Below are 17,563 nucleotides of genomic sequence, written 5' to 3'. Positions count from 1 at the left end.
TGGCAAGCGATTTCGCGCACATCGTGCGCTCCTACCCCGAAGGGGCGGGAGTCATAAGCGTCGAAGGAGATGGTTGCTGCGAGCACCAAAGGAGAAGGGCCCCTTGCGGGGCCCTTCGGTGGTTCACTTGGTCTTGTAGAGTTCGCTCAGCCAGTCGGGCTTGCTCTTGTCGCGCTCCAGGTGGGGATACATCAGGCCACCGTGGTAGTCGATCTTGATCGTCTTGTAGGTGTCGAAGTTCTTCACCAGCAGCTCGATCGGGGCGGACGTACCCTTGGCGGCGGTGACGGCATCCTTCAGCGCATCGCCGTCGAATTCCTTGCCGTTGACCGCAACGATATGCATGCCCGGCGAGAGGCCGGCATTGAACGCGGGACCGTCCCAGCGCACGTCGGAGATATCGCCCTTGGACGACACGGCGAAGCCGGCCGAATAGGTCATGTCGGTAAAGTGGCGACGTGACTCGTACGCCTTGACCGCTTCGGAGGGCTTGTCGTTGTAGACCAGCTTCCAGCCGCCCCGCTCGATGCCTTCCAGGTCGTTGCGGTTGCCGTCGATGCGCTCGTGCAGGTAGCTGGCCCAGTCCATCGGCGCGATGCCGTTGAGGGTGGAGACCACATCCTCGAAGGTGTACGGGTTGACCTTCCAGTCGCCGTCCTTCATGCCGAAGAACGCCTTGGCGAAATCATCCAGGTTGCGCTTGTTCTTGGTCAGCTCACGCAGCTTGGTGTCCACGTCCAGCCACACCATCTGGCCACCCGAGTAATAGTCTTCGCTCATCTGGTAGTTGCGGTACGAGAGCGGACGACGCTGGGCGATGGTCGGATCGTTGGTGGTGTCGCCGATGCTGCGCCAGGACAGGCCCGGACGGTTCTTGTCGTAGGTGGCCGCGACCATGGCGAGCAGGTCGCGCGCCTGGTCCTGCGAGACCAGGCCGGAACGGGCGGCCACGACATTGCCCCAGAACTGGGTCTGGCCTTCATAGACCCACAGCAGGCTGTCGCCCATGGGCACGTTGAAGCTGGCGGTGGACAGATCGGCACCGCGACGGTACTTGCCGTCCCACGAGTGGTTGTACTCGTGCGAAAGCAGGTCGCGGCCAAGCCAGCTCTTGTCCCACTCGGTGAAGTAGTTGGGATCGGCGCTGTTCTCGGAGGAGCGGTGATGTTCCAGGCCGATGCCGCCCAGCTTGTCGCTCAGCGCCAGAAGGAAGTCGTAGTGGTTGTAGTGGCGCGCGCCGTACAGCTTGTCCATCTGCTGGACGAGCTTGCGGTGCGCCTCGAGCCCCTGGGGCGTGATTTCCAGCGCCTTGGCGCTGTCGGCCACGATGTTCAGGTGCACCGGCGAGCGACCGTTGGGATCCAGGTCCACGCGCTTGAAGTAGCGGCCCGCGAACACCGGCGAATCGACCAGGTCGTCGTAGTCGATCGTCTTGAAGGTGACCGTGTCGCCGCTCTTGCTCGCCTGCTCCAGTGCGGAACCGTACTGGAAGCCGGCGGGGAGCTTCACCGAGGCATCGACCGGGATGCGATCCGCGCGATAGCCCGCCGGATACAGCGACACCTGGTTCCACTGCACGTTGACGATGTCGGGGGTCATGACGATCCGACCCTGGCGCGTGTCCTGCGGGGTGAGCGTCTGGAACTCGACATCCACCGACGACGCACCGGCCGGCACATCCACGCGGAACGCGTAGACGTTGAATTCGTCGCGCTTCCACGCCAGGCGCTTGCCGCCGGCGGTGACGACGAGACCGGCGAACTGGTCGATCGGGCCCGTGGGCGAGTGATGGCCCGGGATCCACTCGGGGAACAGCAGGGTCAGCGGACCGGCCTTGGCCGGAATCGATTCTTTGACCCGGAAGATACGGTGGTCGGTGTCGGTGGCGTCGACGACAAGCTTGAGCGTGCCGTCGAACGCAACGTCGGCCGGCGGCGGCACATCGTCTGCGCGGACGGCGGTGGCGCCGACGCTGGCCAGGGCGGCCAGCAGCGCGGAGGCGAGGATCGTGGATTTCAATGCATTCTCCCGTGGAGCGTGTGGGTCGCCCTGCCATCCCTGCGAGCGGGTCGGCGCGGTCCCCTGGGGTCCGCGCAAGCCCTCGATGCTAAACGGCATCCCCGGGAGCGCCCTATGCCAGAGGTCACGGTTGCCGGGCGGGGATCTTCAAACCGCGCTCCACCCCGGGGCGCGACATGCCGCGTTCCAGCCAGGCGATAACGTGCTGGAAATCGTCGAAACCGACCAGTTCGCGCGCGCCGTAGAAGGTCACCAGGTTGTTGACCCAGCCGAGCGTCGCGATATCGGCGATGGTGTATTCGTCACCGACGATCCATGCCTTGCCGTCGAGCTGGCGATCGAGCACGCCGAGCAGGCGCTTCGCTTCGGCGACGTAGCGCTCCAGCGGGCGCTTGTCCTCGTACTCGCGGCCGGCGAACTTATGGAAGAAGCCCACCTGGCCGAACATCGGGCCGATGCCGCCCATCTGGAAGAACAACCACTGGATCGTCTCCCAGCGCTTCGCAGGATCCTGCGGCAGGAAGCGGCCGGTCTTCTCGGCCAGGTAAAGCAGCATGGCACCGGATTCGGACAGGGCCAGCGGAATGCCGCCGGGGCCGTCCGGGTCGATCATGGCCGGGATCTTGCCGTTCGGGTTGAGCGACTCGAACTCGGGCAGCTTGCTCTCGTTCTTCATGATGTCGACGAGATGCACTTCGTACGGCAGGCCCAGCTCCTCCAGCATGATCGACACCTTGACGCCGTTGGGCGTGGGCAGCGAATACAGCTGGATGCGATCGGGATGCTGCGCCGGCCAACGGGTGGTGATCGGAAACGCGGACAGATCGGACATGGGGCTTCCTTCAGGCGGGATGCCCTGAAGGTAGGGGGTGGCAACGGCCGATTTCAATGCCGGCCGCGCCACCCCCTGTGGATCAGAACGTGTAACGGGCCGTCAGCTGCAGCGACCAGCGCGACTGCGCGCGATCGTCCTCGCGGACGAAGGCGCCGGGGTTGTAATTACCCCTGGCATCGACCGGCAGCGCGTAGACGTACTTGCCGCTCACCGGATCGACACCCGCGAAGTTGGCCAGGCTGCGGTTGTACGGGTAGGCGATGTCACGCACCTGGCCCCACCGCTTGTTGATCATGTTGGTGAGGTTGAACACGTCCAGCCGCAGCTCGCCCTTGTTGCCCTTGAACAGGCCCGGGATCTCCTGCCGGATGGCAAGGTCCACCTCGTTGACCCACGGCGAATGCGCGCCGTTGCGCTCGGCCACGCTGCCCTCGCGCCCCTTCAGGTAGTTGTTGTTGCCCATGTACGCGTAGAACTGGTCGATCGTGGCCTGGCGGGTGCCGGCCTGGAACAGCACGTCGCCGGGCTTGGGAATGTAGGCCAGGCCCAGCGGCGCCGACGTGCCCGTGGCGGCGATACCGCTGACATCGTTGCCGAACACCCAGCTGTACGGCTGGCCGGTGTGTCCGTCGTAGAACGCCGAGACCGAGGTGGTGTAATCGCCGAAGAAGCGATGCTGCCAGCTCAGCGACGCGATGATGCGGCGGCTGACCTCGAAGTTGCTGTGGCCCGTGGCGTCGGCATTGGGGTTGAACACGGCGTCGTTGGCCCAGGTGCTGGCCGCCACCTTCTCGTTACCCGAGCTGACGTCCTTCGAGCTGCCGAAGACGAAGCCCACCGAACCCGACCAGTCGGAGTCGGCGGTGAACGGCTTGGACAACTGCAGTGTGCCGTAGCTCGCCTGGCCCTTGCTGGTGTTGCTGAGGTAGATGACGTTGCCGAAGCGCGGATCGCGGTTGGCGCGCGGCGCCGCACACACGCCGTTGGCGGTGGCACAGATGTTCTGGCCGCTCGCCGTCTTGCCGACGCTGCGGAACGCACGCGGGTCGGTGGTGGTCCAGTAGCTGGCGCGCCCATCCGGAAGCTGGCCGGTCACGGCACCGAGGTTCAGGTCCTGGAAGCGCACCGCATCCTTGGTTTCCAGGTGCTCGACCTCAGCCGTCAACACCAGGTTGGACCAGGGCAACTGGTGGTCGAAGCCCAGGCTGGCCTTCCACACCGTGGGCATCCTGAAGCCGCCATCGGTGACATCCACCTCCGGTGAGCCGCCACGGCGCGCACCAGCGGGAATCAGCGGGTTGTTGGGGTCGGCGGTGAAGCCCGTACCGTTGGACGCCGAGTAACTGGTCAGCGAGCGGCCGTTGTTGGTGTACGGATTGGACAGCCACACGCCCGGGGGTGCGCCTTCCGAGAGGCCGATACCGCCGCGCAGCTGCGTGGCCCGCTCGGTATCGAAGGCGTAGTTGAACGACGCGCGCGGCTCGAGCACGCCATTGCCGTCGATGGTCGCGTTGTTGGGATAGCCCGGATACGCCGCGTTGAACGTGGGGTTGGCCAGCGGCGCGCTGCTGACCTTGGGCAGGTCGTAGCGCAGGCCGTACTGCAGCGACAGGTTGCCGAGCTGCCAGGTGTCCTGGGCGAAGAAACCCCACTGGGTGAGATCCCATTTCGCGGCGATGCTGTCGAGGTTGCCGTCGGTGGGACGATAGACCGAGTAGCTGAAGTAGTTGCGGTTGGCGAACGCGTCGATGCTGGGGAACACGTACGCACCGAACTCGGTACGACCGAACAGGTTGTAGAACTCGTCGCGCTGGTAATCCACGCCGGCCTTCACCGAATGATCGCCGACGTTCCACGTGCCGGCGAAGAAGCCGTTGTACGAGCGGATACCGAGGATGTTGTAGTGGCGGAATTCCTCTTCGCCCAGGTTGACGAAAGGTCCGGTGATCGTGCTACCGGTAACCACGCCGTTGGTGTACACCTTCACCTGCGGCTGCTGCGTCTGCACCGAAGGCGTGGCGTCGTACTTCGAATACGAGAACGATGCCTCGGTGGAGAACGTGTCGGTCCAGTCGTCGTACCCGTTGAGCACCCACTGCGAGTTCTCGCGGTGCTTGTCGAACCAGTAGCTCGACAGGCTGAGGCTGGGCGAGGTGGACGACGTGCTGTAGCCGTTGAGGTTGGGCTGTTCGCTCGTGGTCTTGTCGTAGCGCAGGCTGACGCGATGGCCATCGGCGATGTTCCAGTCCAGCTTGAACAGGCCGCGCTTCTCCTGCTGGTCCGCGCCGGCGGCGGTGGTGCTGCCGGGCGTCATGCCCAGGCCCGAGGCGATATTAGTGATGCGATCCAGGTCGGTCTGGCTGATCGGGATGATGTTGCCCTTGCCCGAGCCGATGGCACCGAAATCCGGCGCCGGCGCTACGGTCTTGGATTTTTCCAGGCTGACGAAGAAGAACAGCTTGTCCTTGACGATCGGGCCGCTGAAGGTCGCGCCGCCCGTCCACTGGCGCGTGTAGCCCTTGAAGGCGTTGCCCGCGCGATCGTCGCCCACCATGTCGGAGGCGTTGCGATAGACGTAGTACGTTGAACCGTGGAAGTCGTTGGTGCCGCTCTTGGTCACGATGTTGATGTTGGCGCCGACCGCACGCTTGTTGGCCACATCGTAGTTGGCCGTCGAGATGTTGTACGCCTCGATGGCGTCCAGCGACACCGGCTGGTTCAGCGCGGGCAGGCCGTTGTCCTCCAGCCCGAACGAATCGTTGGTGGGCACCGAATCGATCGTGATGTTGTTGTAGCGGCTGTTCTGGCCAAGCGCCGAGATTTCACCCTTGCTTTTGTTGGTGATGGTGATCGCGGGATTGAGGCGAGCGATGTCCTGGATCGAGCGGTTCGGCACCGGCAGCACCTTCAACTGCTGCTGCGACACCTGCGTTCCCATGCCCTTGTTGTCCGGCTGGAAGATCTGCGCCATGGCCACGTCGGAAGCGTTGGCGTGCACCTGCACGCCCTCCATCTGCGTGGCGGCGGCACCGGACGATGCGGCCACGGCCAGGTCCAGGCTGGTGTCCTGCGCCAGTTGCAGGAACACGCCATCGCGCTCCGCCGTGCCGACGGCCGTGGTGGCGGTGACGTCGAACGGACCGCCGACGCGCAGGCCCTGCGCCTTGTAACGGCCGTCCGCATCGGTGGTAACCACGCGCGTGGTACCCGAGGGCACGTGCACGATCTGCACCGTGACGCCCGCGGCGGGTGCGCCGTCGGCAGTCAACACCCTGCCGCTCATGGACGACGACGTGTTCTGCGCATAGGCCGTGCTGGCCGCGAGCAGCGAAGCGATGGCGACGCACAGCCAGCGCCGTGCGATAGGTCCCTGCATGTCATTCCCCTTGATCTGGCATCAATGCCGTGTTCCGGTCCCGGAACGGACTGCGCACCTTAGCTAGCGAGGATGACGAAAAAACGACAAGGGAACTGTGCGCTGGCGAGCAGTCCGGGCCGCCCGTACAGCGTTCGCTGATGCCGCCACCCGACGACCTCGGCGACGCCGGGTTCCGCAGACGCCCGGGAACGAGGCGCGATTCCTAGGAATCGGCCTCGCAAATAAATAGCAATGCGGACGTCTAAACCTCTATACATCGCTTTTCGTTTTCCGTATAACCGATAGCAAGTGCTGCGCCGCAGCACCCTGTTCGACAGAACGGAAGCACCGCGCCCGCGCGTGTAACAAGCGGAGCGCCATGTCCCCCGGCACCTGCAGATGCCGGCCGGCAGGGCGTTATCCAGGGGTTTTGCCTTCATCACCGAATCCAGGTTTCGCCACCGCGAAGCCCGTGCATGCCTGTGGCGCGAACCACGGCCAAGGAGACGTTCCATCATGCCCAGCACCAAGCCGTTGACCCGAACCGCCCTTGCGCTTGCCCTCGGCCTTGCCGTGTGCCCCGCCGCGTTCGCCCAGTCGACCACCGGCGGCGTCTTCGGCCAGGCACCGGCCACGCCCGGCCAGTCCGTGGTGATCACCAGCGACACCGGTCTCAGCCGCGAGGTACCCGTGGACGAGCGGGGTCGTTACTCCGCCGGGCAGCTGCCGCTGGGCACCTACACGGTGACGCTCAAGGCCAACGGACAGGCCGTGGACACCCGCCAGAACGTCGTGCTCAAGGTGGGCGCAGGCACCGAGGTGTCATTCGCAGCGGCGGCGGGCACGGCCACGGCCGCCCAGGACATGAGCGGGGTGTCCGTCTCCGCGTCGGCGCTGGCAAAGATCGACGTATCCACCATCGACTCCCGCACGGTGGTGACCTCCGAGCAACTGGCCCGCCTTCCGCTGGGCCGCAACGCCGAGGCCATCGCGCTGCTGGCCCCCGGCGTGGTGAACAACGGCGGCAGCTTCAAGGGCCCCACCGGCAAATCGTTGGTGAGCTTCGGCGGTTCGGCGGCCAGCGAGAATGCCTACTACGTCAACGGATTCTCCACCACGGATGCCCTGCTCGGCTTCGGCGGGCTGTCGCTGCCCTACGGCGCGATCGAACAGCAGGAGGTCTATACCGGCGGCTACAGCGCGCAATACGGCCGCTCCGACGGCGGCGTCATCAACGTCGTGGGCAAGCGCGGCACCAACGAATGGCACTTCGGCACGCAGGTGCTGTGGGAGCCGGCGTTCGCCCGGGCCAACCAGCGCAACCGTTACTACGAGAGCGGCCTGCCGTCGTCGCCGCGTGCCGGCAACCTCTACGCGCCGGACGGGCAGAACGGCACCGACAGCACCACGGTCAGCGCGTATGCCGGCGGCCCGCTGATCAAGGACAAGCTGTTCATCTTCATCGCCGGTGAATACCAGCGGCAGCAGGGCAACACGGTCAACCCGGTCAGCGGCTACACCAGCACCAAGCCTTACGTGGATTACACCTATAACTCGCCGCGCTGGTACGGCAAGGTGGACTGGAACATCACCGATAACCACATCCTCGAGCTGACCGGTGCCTCGGACAAGTACGAGACATCGGGCAGCATCTACAACTACGACTACGTGGGACGCACACGCCAGGCGCGCATCGGCCAGGACGACGACATCAAGACCGGCGGCGACCTCTGGTCGGCCAAGTACACCGGCTATATCACCGACAACCTGACCATCAGCGCCCTGTACGGCAAGCAGCACACCACGGCCTACGACGCACCGGGCGGCTACGATCCGACGCTGACCTACGTCAACAACCAGGTGAACCAGAACCCCGCCCTCAACGGCGGCACCGCACGCGGCAACAGCCAGACCGTGGCCAGCCTGACACCCGCCGGCCGCGGCGGTCGCACCACGAATACGCGTTTCGACATCACCTACAAGATCGGCGACCACACGATCACCGCCGGCATCGACAACCAGACCGGCACGGCGATCGATCAGGGCAACGTCACCTCCGGGCCGGGCTATTCGTGGGAATACGGCGTGGCCGACCCGAACACACCGATCTCCACCGGCCTGGGCGTGCCCGCCACGGCGGGTTTCCCCAATGGCGCCGGCGGCTACTACGTGATCCGCAACATCAACAGCAGCCTGGCCACCGTGCGCTCCGCGCAGCGCGCTCAGTACATCGAGGACAAATGGCAGATCAACGACCAGTGGCTGCTGTCGGCGGGTATCCGCAACGACCAGTTCCAGAATTTCAATGCCAACGGCGATGCCTTCATCACCCAGCACAAGCCGCAGTGGGCCCCTCGGCTGGGTGCCAGCTGGGACGTATTCGGAGACGCGACGTTCAAGGTCTACGCGAACGCGGGACGCTACTACCTCGGCCTGCCGCTGAACCCCGCGCTGAACGCGGCCGGCGGGGCGCTGACCACATCGCAATACTTCACCTACGGCGGCATTGCGGCTGACGGCACGCCCACGGCGCTCACCGCCATCTCGCCTCCCGTGGCCGCCAACAACACCTTTGGCCAGTTGCCCGATCCGAAGACGGTGACCACCCAGGGCCTCAAGTCCGAATACCAGGACGAGTTCATCCTCGGCTTCACCAAGACGCTGGGCACGGACTGGGTCTATGGCGCCAAGGCCACCCAACGCGTCCTGCGCAACGCGATCGACGATTACTGCGACATCGACGTGGTCCTGGCCAAGGCGACATCGCTGGGCTACGACGTCACCGACCAGAGCAACCCGGTCAGCTGCTGGTTGTTCAACCCCGGCAAGGCCAACACGTTCAACCTGGTGGACACCAGCGGCAACTACGTGAAGGTACCGCTCTCCAACGCGGAATTCGGCTTCGATCGCCTAAAGCGGCGCTACTACGCCCTGGAAACCTTCCTGGAGCATCCGTTCGCCGATGGCTGGTACGGCAAGGTCAGCTACACGTTCTCACGCAGCTACGGCAACACCGAAGGCCAGCTGCGTTCCGATCTCTACCGCGAGTCCCGCGGTACCGGCCAGACCGCGGTATCGACCACGCAGGACTGGGACAACTCCTACATCATGGTCAACACCAACGGCGTACAGAACAACGACCACAAGCACCAGCTGAAGCTGTTCGGGTATTACCAGCTCAACCCCGAGTGGCTGGTCAGCGGCAACCTCAGCATGATCTCCGGCGCACCGAAGCCTTGCCTCGGCTACTTTGGCGCAGATCGTACCGACCCGGCGGGTTACGGCAACAGCTACCACTTCTGCAACGGCCTGCCCTCGCCTCCGGGCAGCCACGGCCGCCTGCCGTGGGTGCGCCAGGTGGACCTGGGCGTGACCTACCGCCCGGCCTTCGCCGATGCGAAGCTGGCGTTCAACGCCAACGTGTTCAACGTGCTGAACGAACAGCGCACGATCGGCATCTTCCCGAACTCGGAACAGAGCCCGAACCTGGCCAACCCGCTGTACGGCACGCCGACGTCGGTGCAGCAGCCGCGTTACGTGCGGCTGAGCGTCAATTACGACTACTGACCGGAAGTGGGGGCGTTGTTCGTCGCCCACTGCGCCGCGAAGGCTCGCTGGTACGCGGGCCTGGCCTCGCCCCGTGCCACATAGGCGGCCAGGTTCGGGAACTCGTCCAGCAGGCCCGAAGCACGCAGCCTCAGCAGCACCGATACCAGCATGAGATCGCCGGCGCTGAACGCGCCGTCGATCCATTCGACATCGGCAAGTCGCGTCGAGAGTGCTTGCAAGCGATGACGGATACGATCCTGTACGAGGGGCAGCCGCTCGGCGGCCCAGGGTTTGTCGCCCTCCACCAGCCGGACGGTGACCAACTCGAGGATCACCGGCTCCACTGTGTTGACCGCCGCAAACATCCAGGCGATGGCCCGTGCACGCGCATCGACGTCATCCGGCAGCAGGCCCGGACCCTTGCCGGCCACATGCAGGACGATGGCGCCGGTCTCGAAGAGGCAGAGACTCCCTTCTTCATAGGTGGGAATCTGGCCGAACGGATGAATCGCGACATGCGCCGGCTCCTTCATCGCCTGGAACGACACGGTGCGCACGCTGTACGGCAACCCCGCTTCCTCCAGCGCCCAGCGGACGCGGGTATCCCGCGCCAGGCCCTTGCCTCCGTCGGGAGAACGCTCGAACGCGGTGATGACGATGCTCATGCGAACGCACTCCTGACGGACGAGGGAATGGCGAGGATGCTCAATCGCGATTGAGCTTGCTGTGCTTTATGCCATAGGTGAAGTAGACGATCAGGCCCAGGGCCATCCAGATGGCGAAGCGCTCGAAGGTGATGGCCGGCAGGCCCCAGATCAGCGCGAGCGAGAACAGGATGCCCAGCGGCGCGACGAACCACACCGCCGGGGTGCGGAACTTGCGCTCCAGGTCCGGCTTGCGCACGCGCAGCACCAGCACCGATGCGCAGATGAGGATGAAGGCGCTGAGCGTGCCGATATTGACCAGCTCGGCGACCTCGCCGATGGGCAGCAGGCCGGCGACCACGGCGGTGAAGATGCCCAGGATCATGGTCGGCCGGGCCGGCGTGCCGTAGCGCGGGTGCACGCGGGCGAACCAGGCCGGTAGCAGGCCGTCGCGTGCCAGCGCGAACCAGATGCGTGCCGCGCCCAGCATGAAGGCGAACAGCACGCTGATCACGCCGATGACGGCGGCCACGGCGATGACGTTGCTGAGCCACGGCAGGCCGATGGCGTTGAACGCATCGGACACGGAGGCCTCGCCGTCGAGCGTGCCGTAGGGCACGATGCCGGTGAGCACCAGCGATACCGCGATATACAGCACCATGGCCACGGCAAGCGACAACAGCACCGCGCGCGGCAGGTCGCGCTGCGGATCACGCGCTTCCTCGGCCGCGGTGGTCAGGGTGTCGTAGCCGAACACGGCGAAGAACACCACGCTGGCACCGGTGAGCACGCCCTGCCAGCCGAAGTGGCCGATGCCCTTGGCGTCGACGATGCGCTCGGGGATGAAAGGGTGCCAGTTCGCCGTGTTGATGAAAAATGCGCCCACGCCGATGACCAGCGCCACGCCGATCACCTTGATGCCGACGATGAACGTGTTCAGGCGCGCACCCCACTCGGTCTTGACCGAGAGCAGGACGGCGACAAACAGCGAGATGCCAGCGGCGATGATGTTGAAGCGATGCCCGTCCGTCGGACCCGGCAGGGGCTGGCTGACCGACAGGCCCATGCCCAGCTTCGCCTGCTGCCAGTAGTAGGCCATGGTGTCGGCGCTCATGCTCTTCTGCGCCCACTCCGGCAGGTGTACGCCGGCCGAGGCCAGCAATACCTGCACGTACCCGGACCAGCCGATGGCGACCACCGCCACCACCAGGGCATATTCCAGCAGCAGGTCCCAGCCGATGATCCAGGCCGCGCCCTCGCCGAGCACGGCGTAGCCATAGGTATAGGCGCTGCCGGTGACCGGGATCAGGCCGGCGAATTCCGCGTAGCACAGCGCGGCGCACGCGCTGCCAAAGCCCGCGATGATGAAGCTCAGGGCCACGGCCGGGCCCGCGTTGAGCGCCGCTTGCTGGCCGGCCAGTACGAAAATGCCCACGCCGATGATGCCGCCGATACCGATGGCGGTGAGCTGCCACAACCCCAGCACGCGCCTGAAGTCCTTGCGCAGGCCCACTTCGGCCTGCAATTGCTCGACGGACTTATGCCGGAGAAACCTGGCTAATGACATCGGATAATCCCTTATGACTGGCTGAGCCGGGATCATAGCGGGGCAATCCACCGATGTCTGTCAGGCAAACGGCCTCAGTGAGCGTCCAGTGCCTTGCGTCCCAGCGCCGGATCGTCGGTGAAGAACGCATCGATGCCGGTGGCCAGGTAGGCGCGGATTTCCGCCACCGACCCGGCTTCGTTGCGCGCCGCGTCGTCGCCAGCGTCGCGGAAATCGGCCGCCAGGAAGTGGTTTTCCGGCCGGAAGGTGTACGGGTGCACTTCCAGTCCGGCCGCGTGCGCGTCGTGGACCAGCGGTGCGACCGGTGCCAGCCGGCCGTCCTTCGTCAGCGGGATGATGCTGCGGGTGGACGGCCCGATGGCATCCGCATACGCGGCCACCGTCTTGAGCCCCGCCGGCGTCATCATGGCGCCGTAGGTCAGCGAGGCATCGTCGGCGGGGTGCTTGTCCGGCGCGTCCATCAGCTGCAGCAGGCGGATGTTCGGATGGGTCTTGCCCAGCTTGCCGCGCAGGTAGCGGAGGTTGCCCACCTCGAACGACTGGATCTCCACGGGCGCCGTGCGCGTGTAGGCATGGGCGGCCAGCATCGCCAGCAGCTTGTCCTCCATCGGCAGGCCGATGCCGTGGAAATAGGTGGCGTGCTTGATCTCCGGGATCAGGCCGATCACGCGGTGCCGGGCCGAGGCTTCGGCGGCGACGAACTCGATCATCTCCTCGAAGGTGGGCACGGTGAACTGGCCGTCGTACACCGTGTTCGCCTTGCGGATGTCCGTCAGGCGCTCACGCGCCCGCAGCGTCTTCAGCTCGGCCAGGGTGAAATCCTCCGTGAACCAGCCGGTGATCGTCTCGCCGTCGACCACCTTGGTGGTGCGGCGCGCCGCGAATTCCGGATGGGACGCCACGTCGGTGGTGCCGCCGATCTCGTTCTCGTGCCGCACCACCAGCACGCCATCCTTCGTGGACACCAGGTCGGGCTCGACGAAGTCGGCCCCGTCCGCGATGGCCACGGCATAGGAGGCCAGCGTGTGCTCGGGGCGCAGCGCGCTGGCCCCGCGATGGCCGATGACGAGCACCTTGGCGGCGATCGGCGCGGTCGGGGCGACGGCAGGGACCGGGGCGGCGGGCGTGGACATCGGCAGCGCTCCAAGCAACAGGACCAGGGCGCACGAGGATAGAACAAGCGCCTTCATCAGAAATCCGCCGAGAGGGTGACGAAGGTCTGCCGCGGTGCACTGGCGTGGAAGGCGAGCGAGCGGCCTTGCGCGTCGGTCGCCCCGAACGCGGACAGGTTGCTGGCGTAGCGATGGTCGGTGAGGTTGGTGACATTGAGCGCCAGGGTCAGCGCCTTCAGGCTGCCCATCGCGCCGAACGCGTAGGCCGCGCCGAAGTCGAACGCCGTGGCGCCGGCCACGCTCTGGTCGTTGGTGTACGTGTAGTAGCGCTTGCCGGTGTACTTGCCACGCAGGCTGGCCGACCACGGGCCATAGGTGTAGCTGACTTCGCTGGCGAACATGCGCTTGGGCGTATCCACCGTGGTCTTGTCCTTCACTGGCACGACCACGCCATTGGCTACGTAGTTGTCGTCGTATTTCGAGGTGTTGAACGAGGCTGAGTTGTACCACTCGAAACCGCGGATCGGTTTCCAGATGAAGGTGAACTCCGCGCCGCGGCTGGACACCGAACCCACGTTGACGAACGCGGTATTGCAGCCCGGCCGCGTGCCCTGCTCGATGCTTGAGCACGGGTTGAGCGACAGCAGGCGGTTGTCGAACTTCACGTCGTACAGCGCCACGGACGCCTCGTACGCCTGGCCGACACTGCGGAAGCCGCCGTCGATCGAGCGCGACTGCTCGGGCTTGAGGTCGGACTTCGAGCCGTCGAACGCGGTCTGCCCCACCGCCAGCGGACCACCGGCACCGCCGCCCTGGAACGCGGCGATGTTCTTCGCGTACGACAGGAACAGCTCCTGGCCCGGCGCCAGCTGGAAGGCCAGGCCCGCCTGCGGCAGCAGCGCCTTGTCCGCCTTCAGGGTGCCGTTGGCATAGGGACTTTCCACGCCCGGGCCTTCCACCGCCTTCATCGTGGTGTGCGGGCTCTTGACGCCGAAGTCGACGGTCAGCCGATCGTCCATCGCCTTGAAGCTGTCCTGCAGGTAGGCCTGCCGGGTGGTGATCGTATAGTCCTGGGAGAACAGGCGGCGATCCGGGTCCGACAGGTAGTAGTTGTCGCTGACCGGCCCGTCGATGTAATAGAAATTACGCTCGACATGGTGGTCGTTCTTCTCGTACCACACGCCGCCTTCCACATGGTGGCCGCCCAGGTCCCACGCCAGCGAGGCGATGGCGCCGTTGCGGTTGATCGTGTAGTTGGTGCTGCGGATGGAGATCGGCAGTTCCTCGGCCGTGCCGGGGTTGGAGCGCTGGCCCGGCGACCACCAGTGGCCCTGGCCGGCGTTCTCGTGATGGTATACCTGCGTGTGCAGCGTGGCGCCGTCCGCCACGGCGAAATCGCCGGCCAGGTAGTAAAGATCATCACGGCGCAGGGCACGGCTCTGGTAGTACGCGTCGTCGATGTTGTCCACACCGCCGGAGAAACCGCAGCGCGGGTCCTTCACGCCGCCCTTGGTGTAGATCGGCGCGCAGTACGCCGCAGCCAGAGCGCGGTTCCAGTCCGGCGCATACAGGTTCCAGTCCCAGCCCAGGCCACGCTGCAACCCGCTCTTGGACAGGTAGGCGTAATCGGCCTGCGAGGTGCGCGAGGTGTCGGCGAAGCCGGTGATGCGATTGCCGTCGCCGAACTCGTACACGGCCTTGCCGTTGAACTGCTTGGTGTCCGTCTTCGAGCCGGGCTGCGCCCACATGTCCGCATCGGCCCTGGCGCCGGACAGGTACATGGAGAAACCCTTGTAGTCACCGGAATCCAGGCGGACATACGTGCGGCGGTTGTGGTCGCTGCCGAAGGTCTGTGCCACCTTGCCGCCGAAGGTTTTCGACGGGTCGGCCGAGAAATACTGGATGGCGCCGCCCAGGTTGCTGGTGGACGCGGTGCCCAGCGCGCCGATGCCCTCGGACAATTCCACCGTGGCCATGTTCTCGGCGATCAGGGCGCGCGAGATGTTCAGGCCGTTGTAGTTGCCATAGGCGTTGTCGCCCAAGGGCAGGCCGTCCAGCGTGTAGCCCAGGCGCGTGGCGTTGAAACCGCGCAGGGTGATCGTCTGCGACTCCTCGTTGGCACCGAACGCGTCGTTGGACTGCACGGACACGCCGGGGAGGCGATTGAGGATCTTCTGCGGGCTGGTACCGGGCGGCAGCACCTTCTGGTCGTCGGGCACGATGCGCTGCACCTGGCGCGTCTCGCCCTGGCCGATCACGGATACCGCGTCCAGGTCCTGGGTTTTCGGCGGCGGCGTATCGTCCGCGTGGGCCTGCATGGCAAAGGCGGAAGCGAGGGCGAGGAACAGGGCGCTGCGGCAGGGCTTCATCGATGGTGGCTCGTCGAACGGAGGAAGCCGCCAAGCGTGACCGCGCACTGTGTACATTTTCTTACGAAACCAAGACGGTGCCGTACACGGTGACGATCGTCACGCGGTGGCGCGGTACCGATATTGCAACACGCACGCCTCACCATGGCCCGTTTTACCCTCACGCGGAACCGATCCATGCATCCTCTCGCCCGACTCGTCGCCCTTCCCCTGGCCGTACTGGCCATGCAGGCCCACGCGGCGCATCGTGTCATCGTGTTCGTCTGGGACGGCATGCGGCCGGATGCCATCAGCGAGGACGACACGCCGCACCTCGCGGCACTCGCGAAGCAGGGCACGTTCTTCGCGGACAACCACGCCACGTACCCGACCTTCACCATGGTCAACGCGTCCAGCTTCGCCACCGGCTCCTTCCCCGGGACCATCGGCTTCTTCGGCAACCGCTTCTGGGCGCCCGGCGCGAACGGTGCCGATGCCAAGGGCGCGCCGGTAGACTTCAGCGTGCCGATCTTCACCGAGGACTACGCGATCCTGCGCGACCTGGACGACCACTGGCACCACGACCTCCTGCAGGCACCGACCCTGCTGGAACGGGCGCGCAAGGCCGGGCTGAAAACGGCTGTGGTCGGCAAGTCGGGCCCGGCCTTCCTCCAGGACATCCACGAGGGCGGCCTGATCCTCGACGAGAACGTGGCACTGCCGCTCGCCTTCGCGCAGAAGCTGCAGCGCGCCGGGTTCGCGTTGCCCGCCAACACGGTGCATGCGTACGATCCCGACCACTTCCACCTGGAGCCGGACAACGGCACGCCCACCGCGCAGTTGCCGCTGGTCACGCTGAAGGACGGCGTCACCTCGGATGCCTCCGACGGAGCCGGCGCGCCGCCGACGCCCTCCAACGCGTTCCTGATGAAGGCCTTCCTGGACTACGTGCTGCCGGTCGAAAAACCCGATGTGAGCTTCGTCTGGCTACGCAACCCGGATGCGACGCAGCATGCCTACGGCGTGGGCTCGCCGAACTTCCACCTGGCGCTGCGTGCGCAGGACGAACTGCTGGGGCAGTTGCAGGACCGGCTAAAAGCGCTCGGCATGGCCGCCGACACCGACCTGGTGATCGTCTCCGATCACGCCCACAGCAACGTCGCCGGCCCGGCGGATCTTTTCCCGCTGCGGCAGATCGCCGACGGACGGGTCGGACGCATCGATCCGGAATGGGGTTTCTCCAGCGCAGGCGGGATTCGTCTGGCTGACGAAATGACGCGTGCCGGGCTGCCCGCCTTCGACGGCATGGGCTGCATCTACGCACCGGTGATGGCCGGCGTGAAGGCCGACGGCACGCCGCTTAGACCCACCCGCTTCGACGACGACGGTCGTGTCTGCGGCAAGCCGGGCCCCTACACCACCCCGTCATACAAGCTGCCCGCCGACGGCGCGGGGAAGGCGTTCGTCCTCGCACCCAACGGCGGCAGCGAATACCTCTACCTGCCCTCGCACGATCGCAACCGCATCGTGGACGCCGTGCGTTTCCTGCAGGGCCACGAGATGTTCGGTGCGATCTTCGTCGACGCGCGTTACGGGAAGATTCCCGGCACGCTGCCGCTGGCCACCGTACACCTGGAAAACACCCGCTCGCCCGACATCGTGGTCAGCTACGACTTCGATACGGAAGCGACGGTGCAGGGATTCAAGGGCACCGAGTACACCAGCATGTCCAACGAGCGCGGCATGCACGGCAGCTTCAGCCCCATCGACGTGCACAACCTGCTGTTGGCCAGCGGGCCGGATTTCCACAAGGGCCTGCGCAGCGAACTGCCCAGCGGCAACGTCGACCTCGCACCCACGCTGGCCGCCGTGCTGGGCGTGAAGCTGGGCAGTCCGGACGGGCGCGTCCTGCGCGAGGCGCTCGAAGGGCATGAGGCCAGTCAGCTGAGTGTGCGCCCGGTGGATGTCACCACCGACACCGCGCATGGCCTGGACGTACGCCGCGTGGACGGTAGCGCGATGCAGCGCTCGGCCTATCGCTTCGTGCTGAAGACCAAGCAGCTGGACGACAATGGCAAGGTCTACACGTATTTCGACCAGGCCAAGGCCGAGCACCTGCCCTGACCGCCCG

9 protein-coding genes are annotated in these 17,563 nt (G+C 65.8%); 2 read left to right on the top strand and 7 right to left on the bottom strand.

Features of this window, described 5'->3' with window-relative positions; genetic code table 11:
• Positions 1 to 123: 123 nt before the first annotated feature.
• From ACVKN3_RS17790 to ACVKN3_RS17780, 3 genes are all read right to left on the bottom strand, one after another.
• Positions 124 to 2,019, bottom strand: a complete 1,896-nt coding sequence (locus tag ACVKN3_RS17790) for a M61 family metallopeptidase (RefSeq protein ID WP_354516959.1) — start codon at positions 2,017 to 2,019, stop codon at positions 124 to 126.
• Between the two features lie 124 nt (positions 2,020 to 2,143).
• Positions 2,144 to 2,851: a glutathione S-transferase N-terminal domain-containing protein gene (locus ACVKN3_RS17785; RefSeq protein ID WP_354516957.1), complete on the bottom strand. Its 708-nt coding sequence runs from the start codon at positions 2,849 to 2,851 to the stop codon at positions 2,144 to 2,146.
• 82 nt (positions 2,852 to 2,933) lie between these two features.
• Complete coding sequence (locus ACVKN3_RS17780; RefSeq protein WP_354516955.1) at positions 2,934 to 6,230, bottom strand: TonB-dependent receptor; 3,297 nt, start codon at positions 6,228 to 6,230, stop codon at positions 2,934 to 2,936.
• A gap of 498 nt (positions 6,231 to 6,728) precedes the next feature.
• Between ACVKN3_RS17780 and ACVKN3_RS17775 the strand changes: the two genes are divergently transcribed.
• Entirely contained in the window at positions 6,729 to 9,779 is a 3,051-nt protein-coding gene (locus ACVKN3_RS17775; RefSeq protein WP_354516953.1) for a TonB-dependent receptor, read from the top strand.
• On the opposite strand, the gene ACVKN3_RS17770 is transcribed toward ACVKN3_RS17775, so the two are convergent.
• The 4 genes from ACVKN3_RS17770 to ACVKN3_RS17755 form a co-directional block, all read right to left on the bottom strand.
• Positions 9,773 to 10,426, bottom strand: a complete 654-nt coding sequence (locus ACVKN3_RS17770; RefSeq protein ID WP_354516951.1) for a glutathione S-transferase family protein — start codon at positions 10,424 to 10,426, stop codon at positions 9,773 to 9,775. The two genes, ACVKN3_RS17775 and ACVKN3_RS17770, sit on opposite strands and share 7 nt — an antisense overlap.
• A gap of 40 nt (positions 10,427 to 10,466) precedes the next feature.
• Positions 10,467 to 11,972 (bottom strand): amino acid permease, encoded by a 1,506-nt coding sequence (locus tag ACVKN3_RS17765; protein WP_354516949.1) that lies wholly within the window; start codon positions 11,970 to 11,972, stop codon positions 10,467 to 10,469.
• 74 nt (positions 11,973 to 12,046) lie between these two features.
• A complete protein-coding gene (locus ACVKN3_RS17760) occupies positions 12,047 to 13,162 on the bottom strand; it encodes a glycerophosphodiester phosphodiesterase (RefSeq protein WP_456992215.1) in 1,116 nt (371 codons plus the stop codon).
• Positions 13,162 to 15,453: a TonB-dependent receptor gene (locus tag ACVKN3_RS17755; RefSeq protein ID WP_456992213.1), complete on the bottom strand. Its 2,292-nt coding sequence runs from the start codon at positions 15,451 to 15,453 to the stop codon at positions 13,162 to 13,164. Before ACVKN3_RS17755 ends, ACVKN3_RS17760 begins: the two co-directional genes overlap by 1 nt.
• A 177-nt stretch (positions 15,454 to 15,630) precedes the next feature.
• Here ACVKN3_RS17755 and ACVKN3_RS17750 point away from each other — a divergent pair, with 177 nt between their 5' ends.
• Positions 15,631 to 17,556: an alkaline phosphatase family protein gene (locus tag ACVKN3_RS17750; RefSeq protein WP_354516947.1), complete on the top strand. Its 1,926-nt coding sequence runs from the start codon at positions 15,631 to 15,633 to the stop codon at positions 17,554 to 17,556.
• Positions 17,557 to 17,563: the final 7 nt, after the last annotated feature.

The sequence above is a fragment of the Luteibacter sp. PvP120 genome, from assembly GCF_054055715.1.
Note: the sequence above shows the minus strand (reverse complement) of the source record. Positions and strands in the feature narration are given on the sequence as shown.

Excerpts from the sequence above, each read along its gene's own strand:
- ACVKN3_RS17785 (WP_354516957.1), bottom strand. The coding sequence starts at position 2,851 with ATGTCCGATCTGTCCGCGTTTCCGATCACCACCCGTTGGCCGGCGCAG.
- ACVKN3_RS17780 (WP_354516955.1), bottom strand. The coding sequence starts at position 6,230 with ATGCAGGGACCTATCGCACGGCGCTGGCTGTGCGTCGCCATCGCTTCG.
- ACVKN3_RS17775 (WP_354516953.1), top strand. The coding sequence starts at position 6,729 with ATGCCCAGCACCAAGCCGTTGACCCGAACCGCCCTTGCGCTTGCCCTC.
- ACVKN3_RS17770 (WP_354516951.1), bottom strand. The coding sequence starts at position 10,426 with ATGAGCATCGTCATCACCGCGTTCGAGCGTTCTCCCGACGGAGGCAAG.
- ACVKN3_RS17765 (WP_354516949.1), bottom strand. The coding sequence starts at position 11,972 with ATGTCATTAGCCAGGTTTCTCCGGCATAAGTCCGTCGAGCAATTGCAG.
- ACVKN3_RS17760 (WP_456992215.1), bottom strand. The coding sequence starts at position 13,162 with ATGAAGGCGCTTGTTCTATCCTCGTGCGCCCTGGTCCTGTTGCTTGGA.
- ACVKN3_RS17755 (WP_456992213.1), bottom strand. The coding sequence starts at position 15,453 with ATGAAGCCCTGCCGCAGCGCCCTGTTCCTCGCCCTCGCTTCCGCCTTT.
- ACVKN3_RS17750 (WP_354516947.1), top strand. The coding sequence starts at position 15,631 with ATGCATCCTCTCGCCCGACTCGTCGCCCTTCCCCTGGCCGTACTGGCC.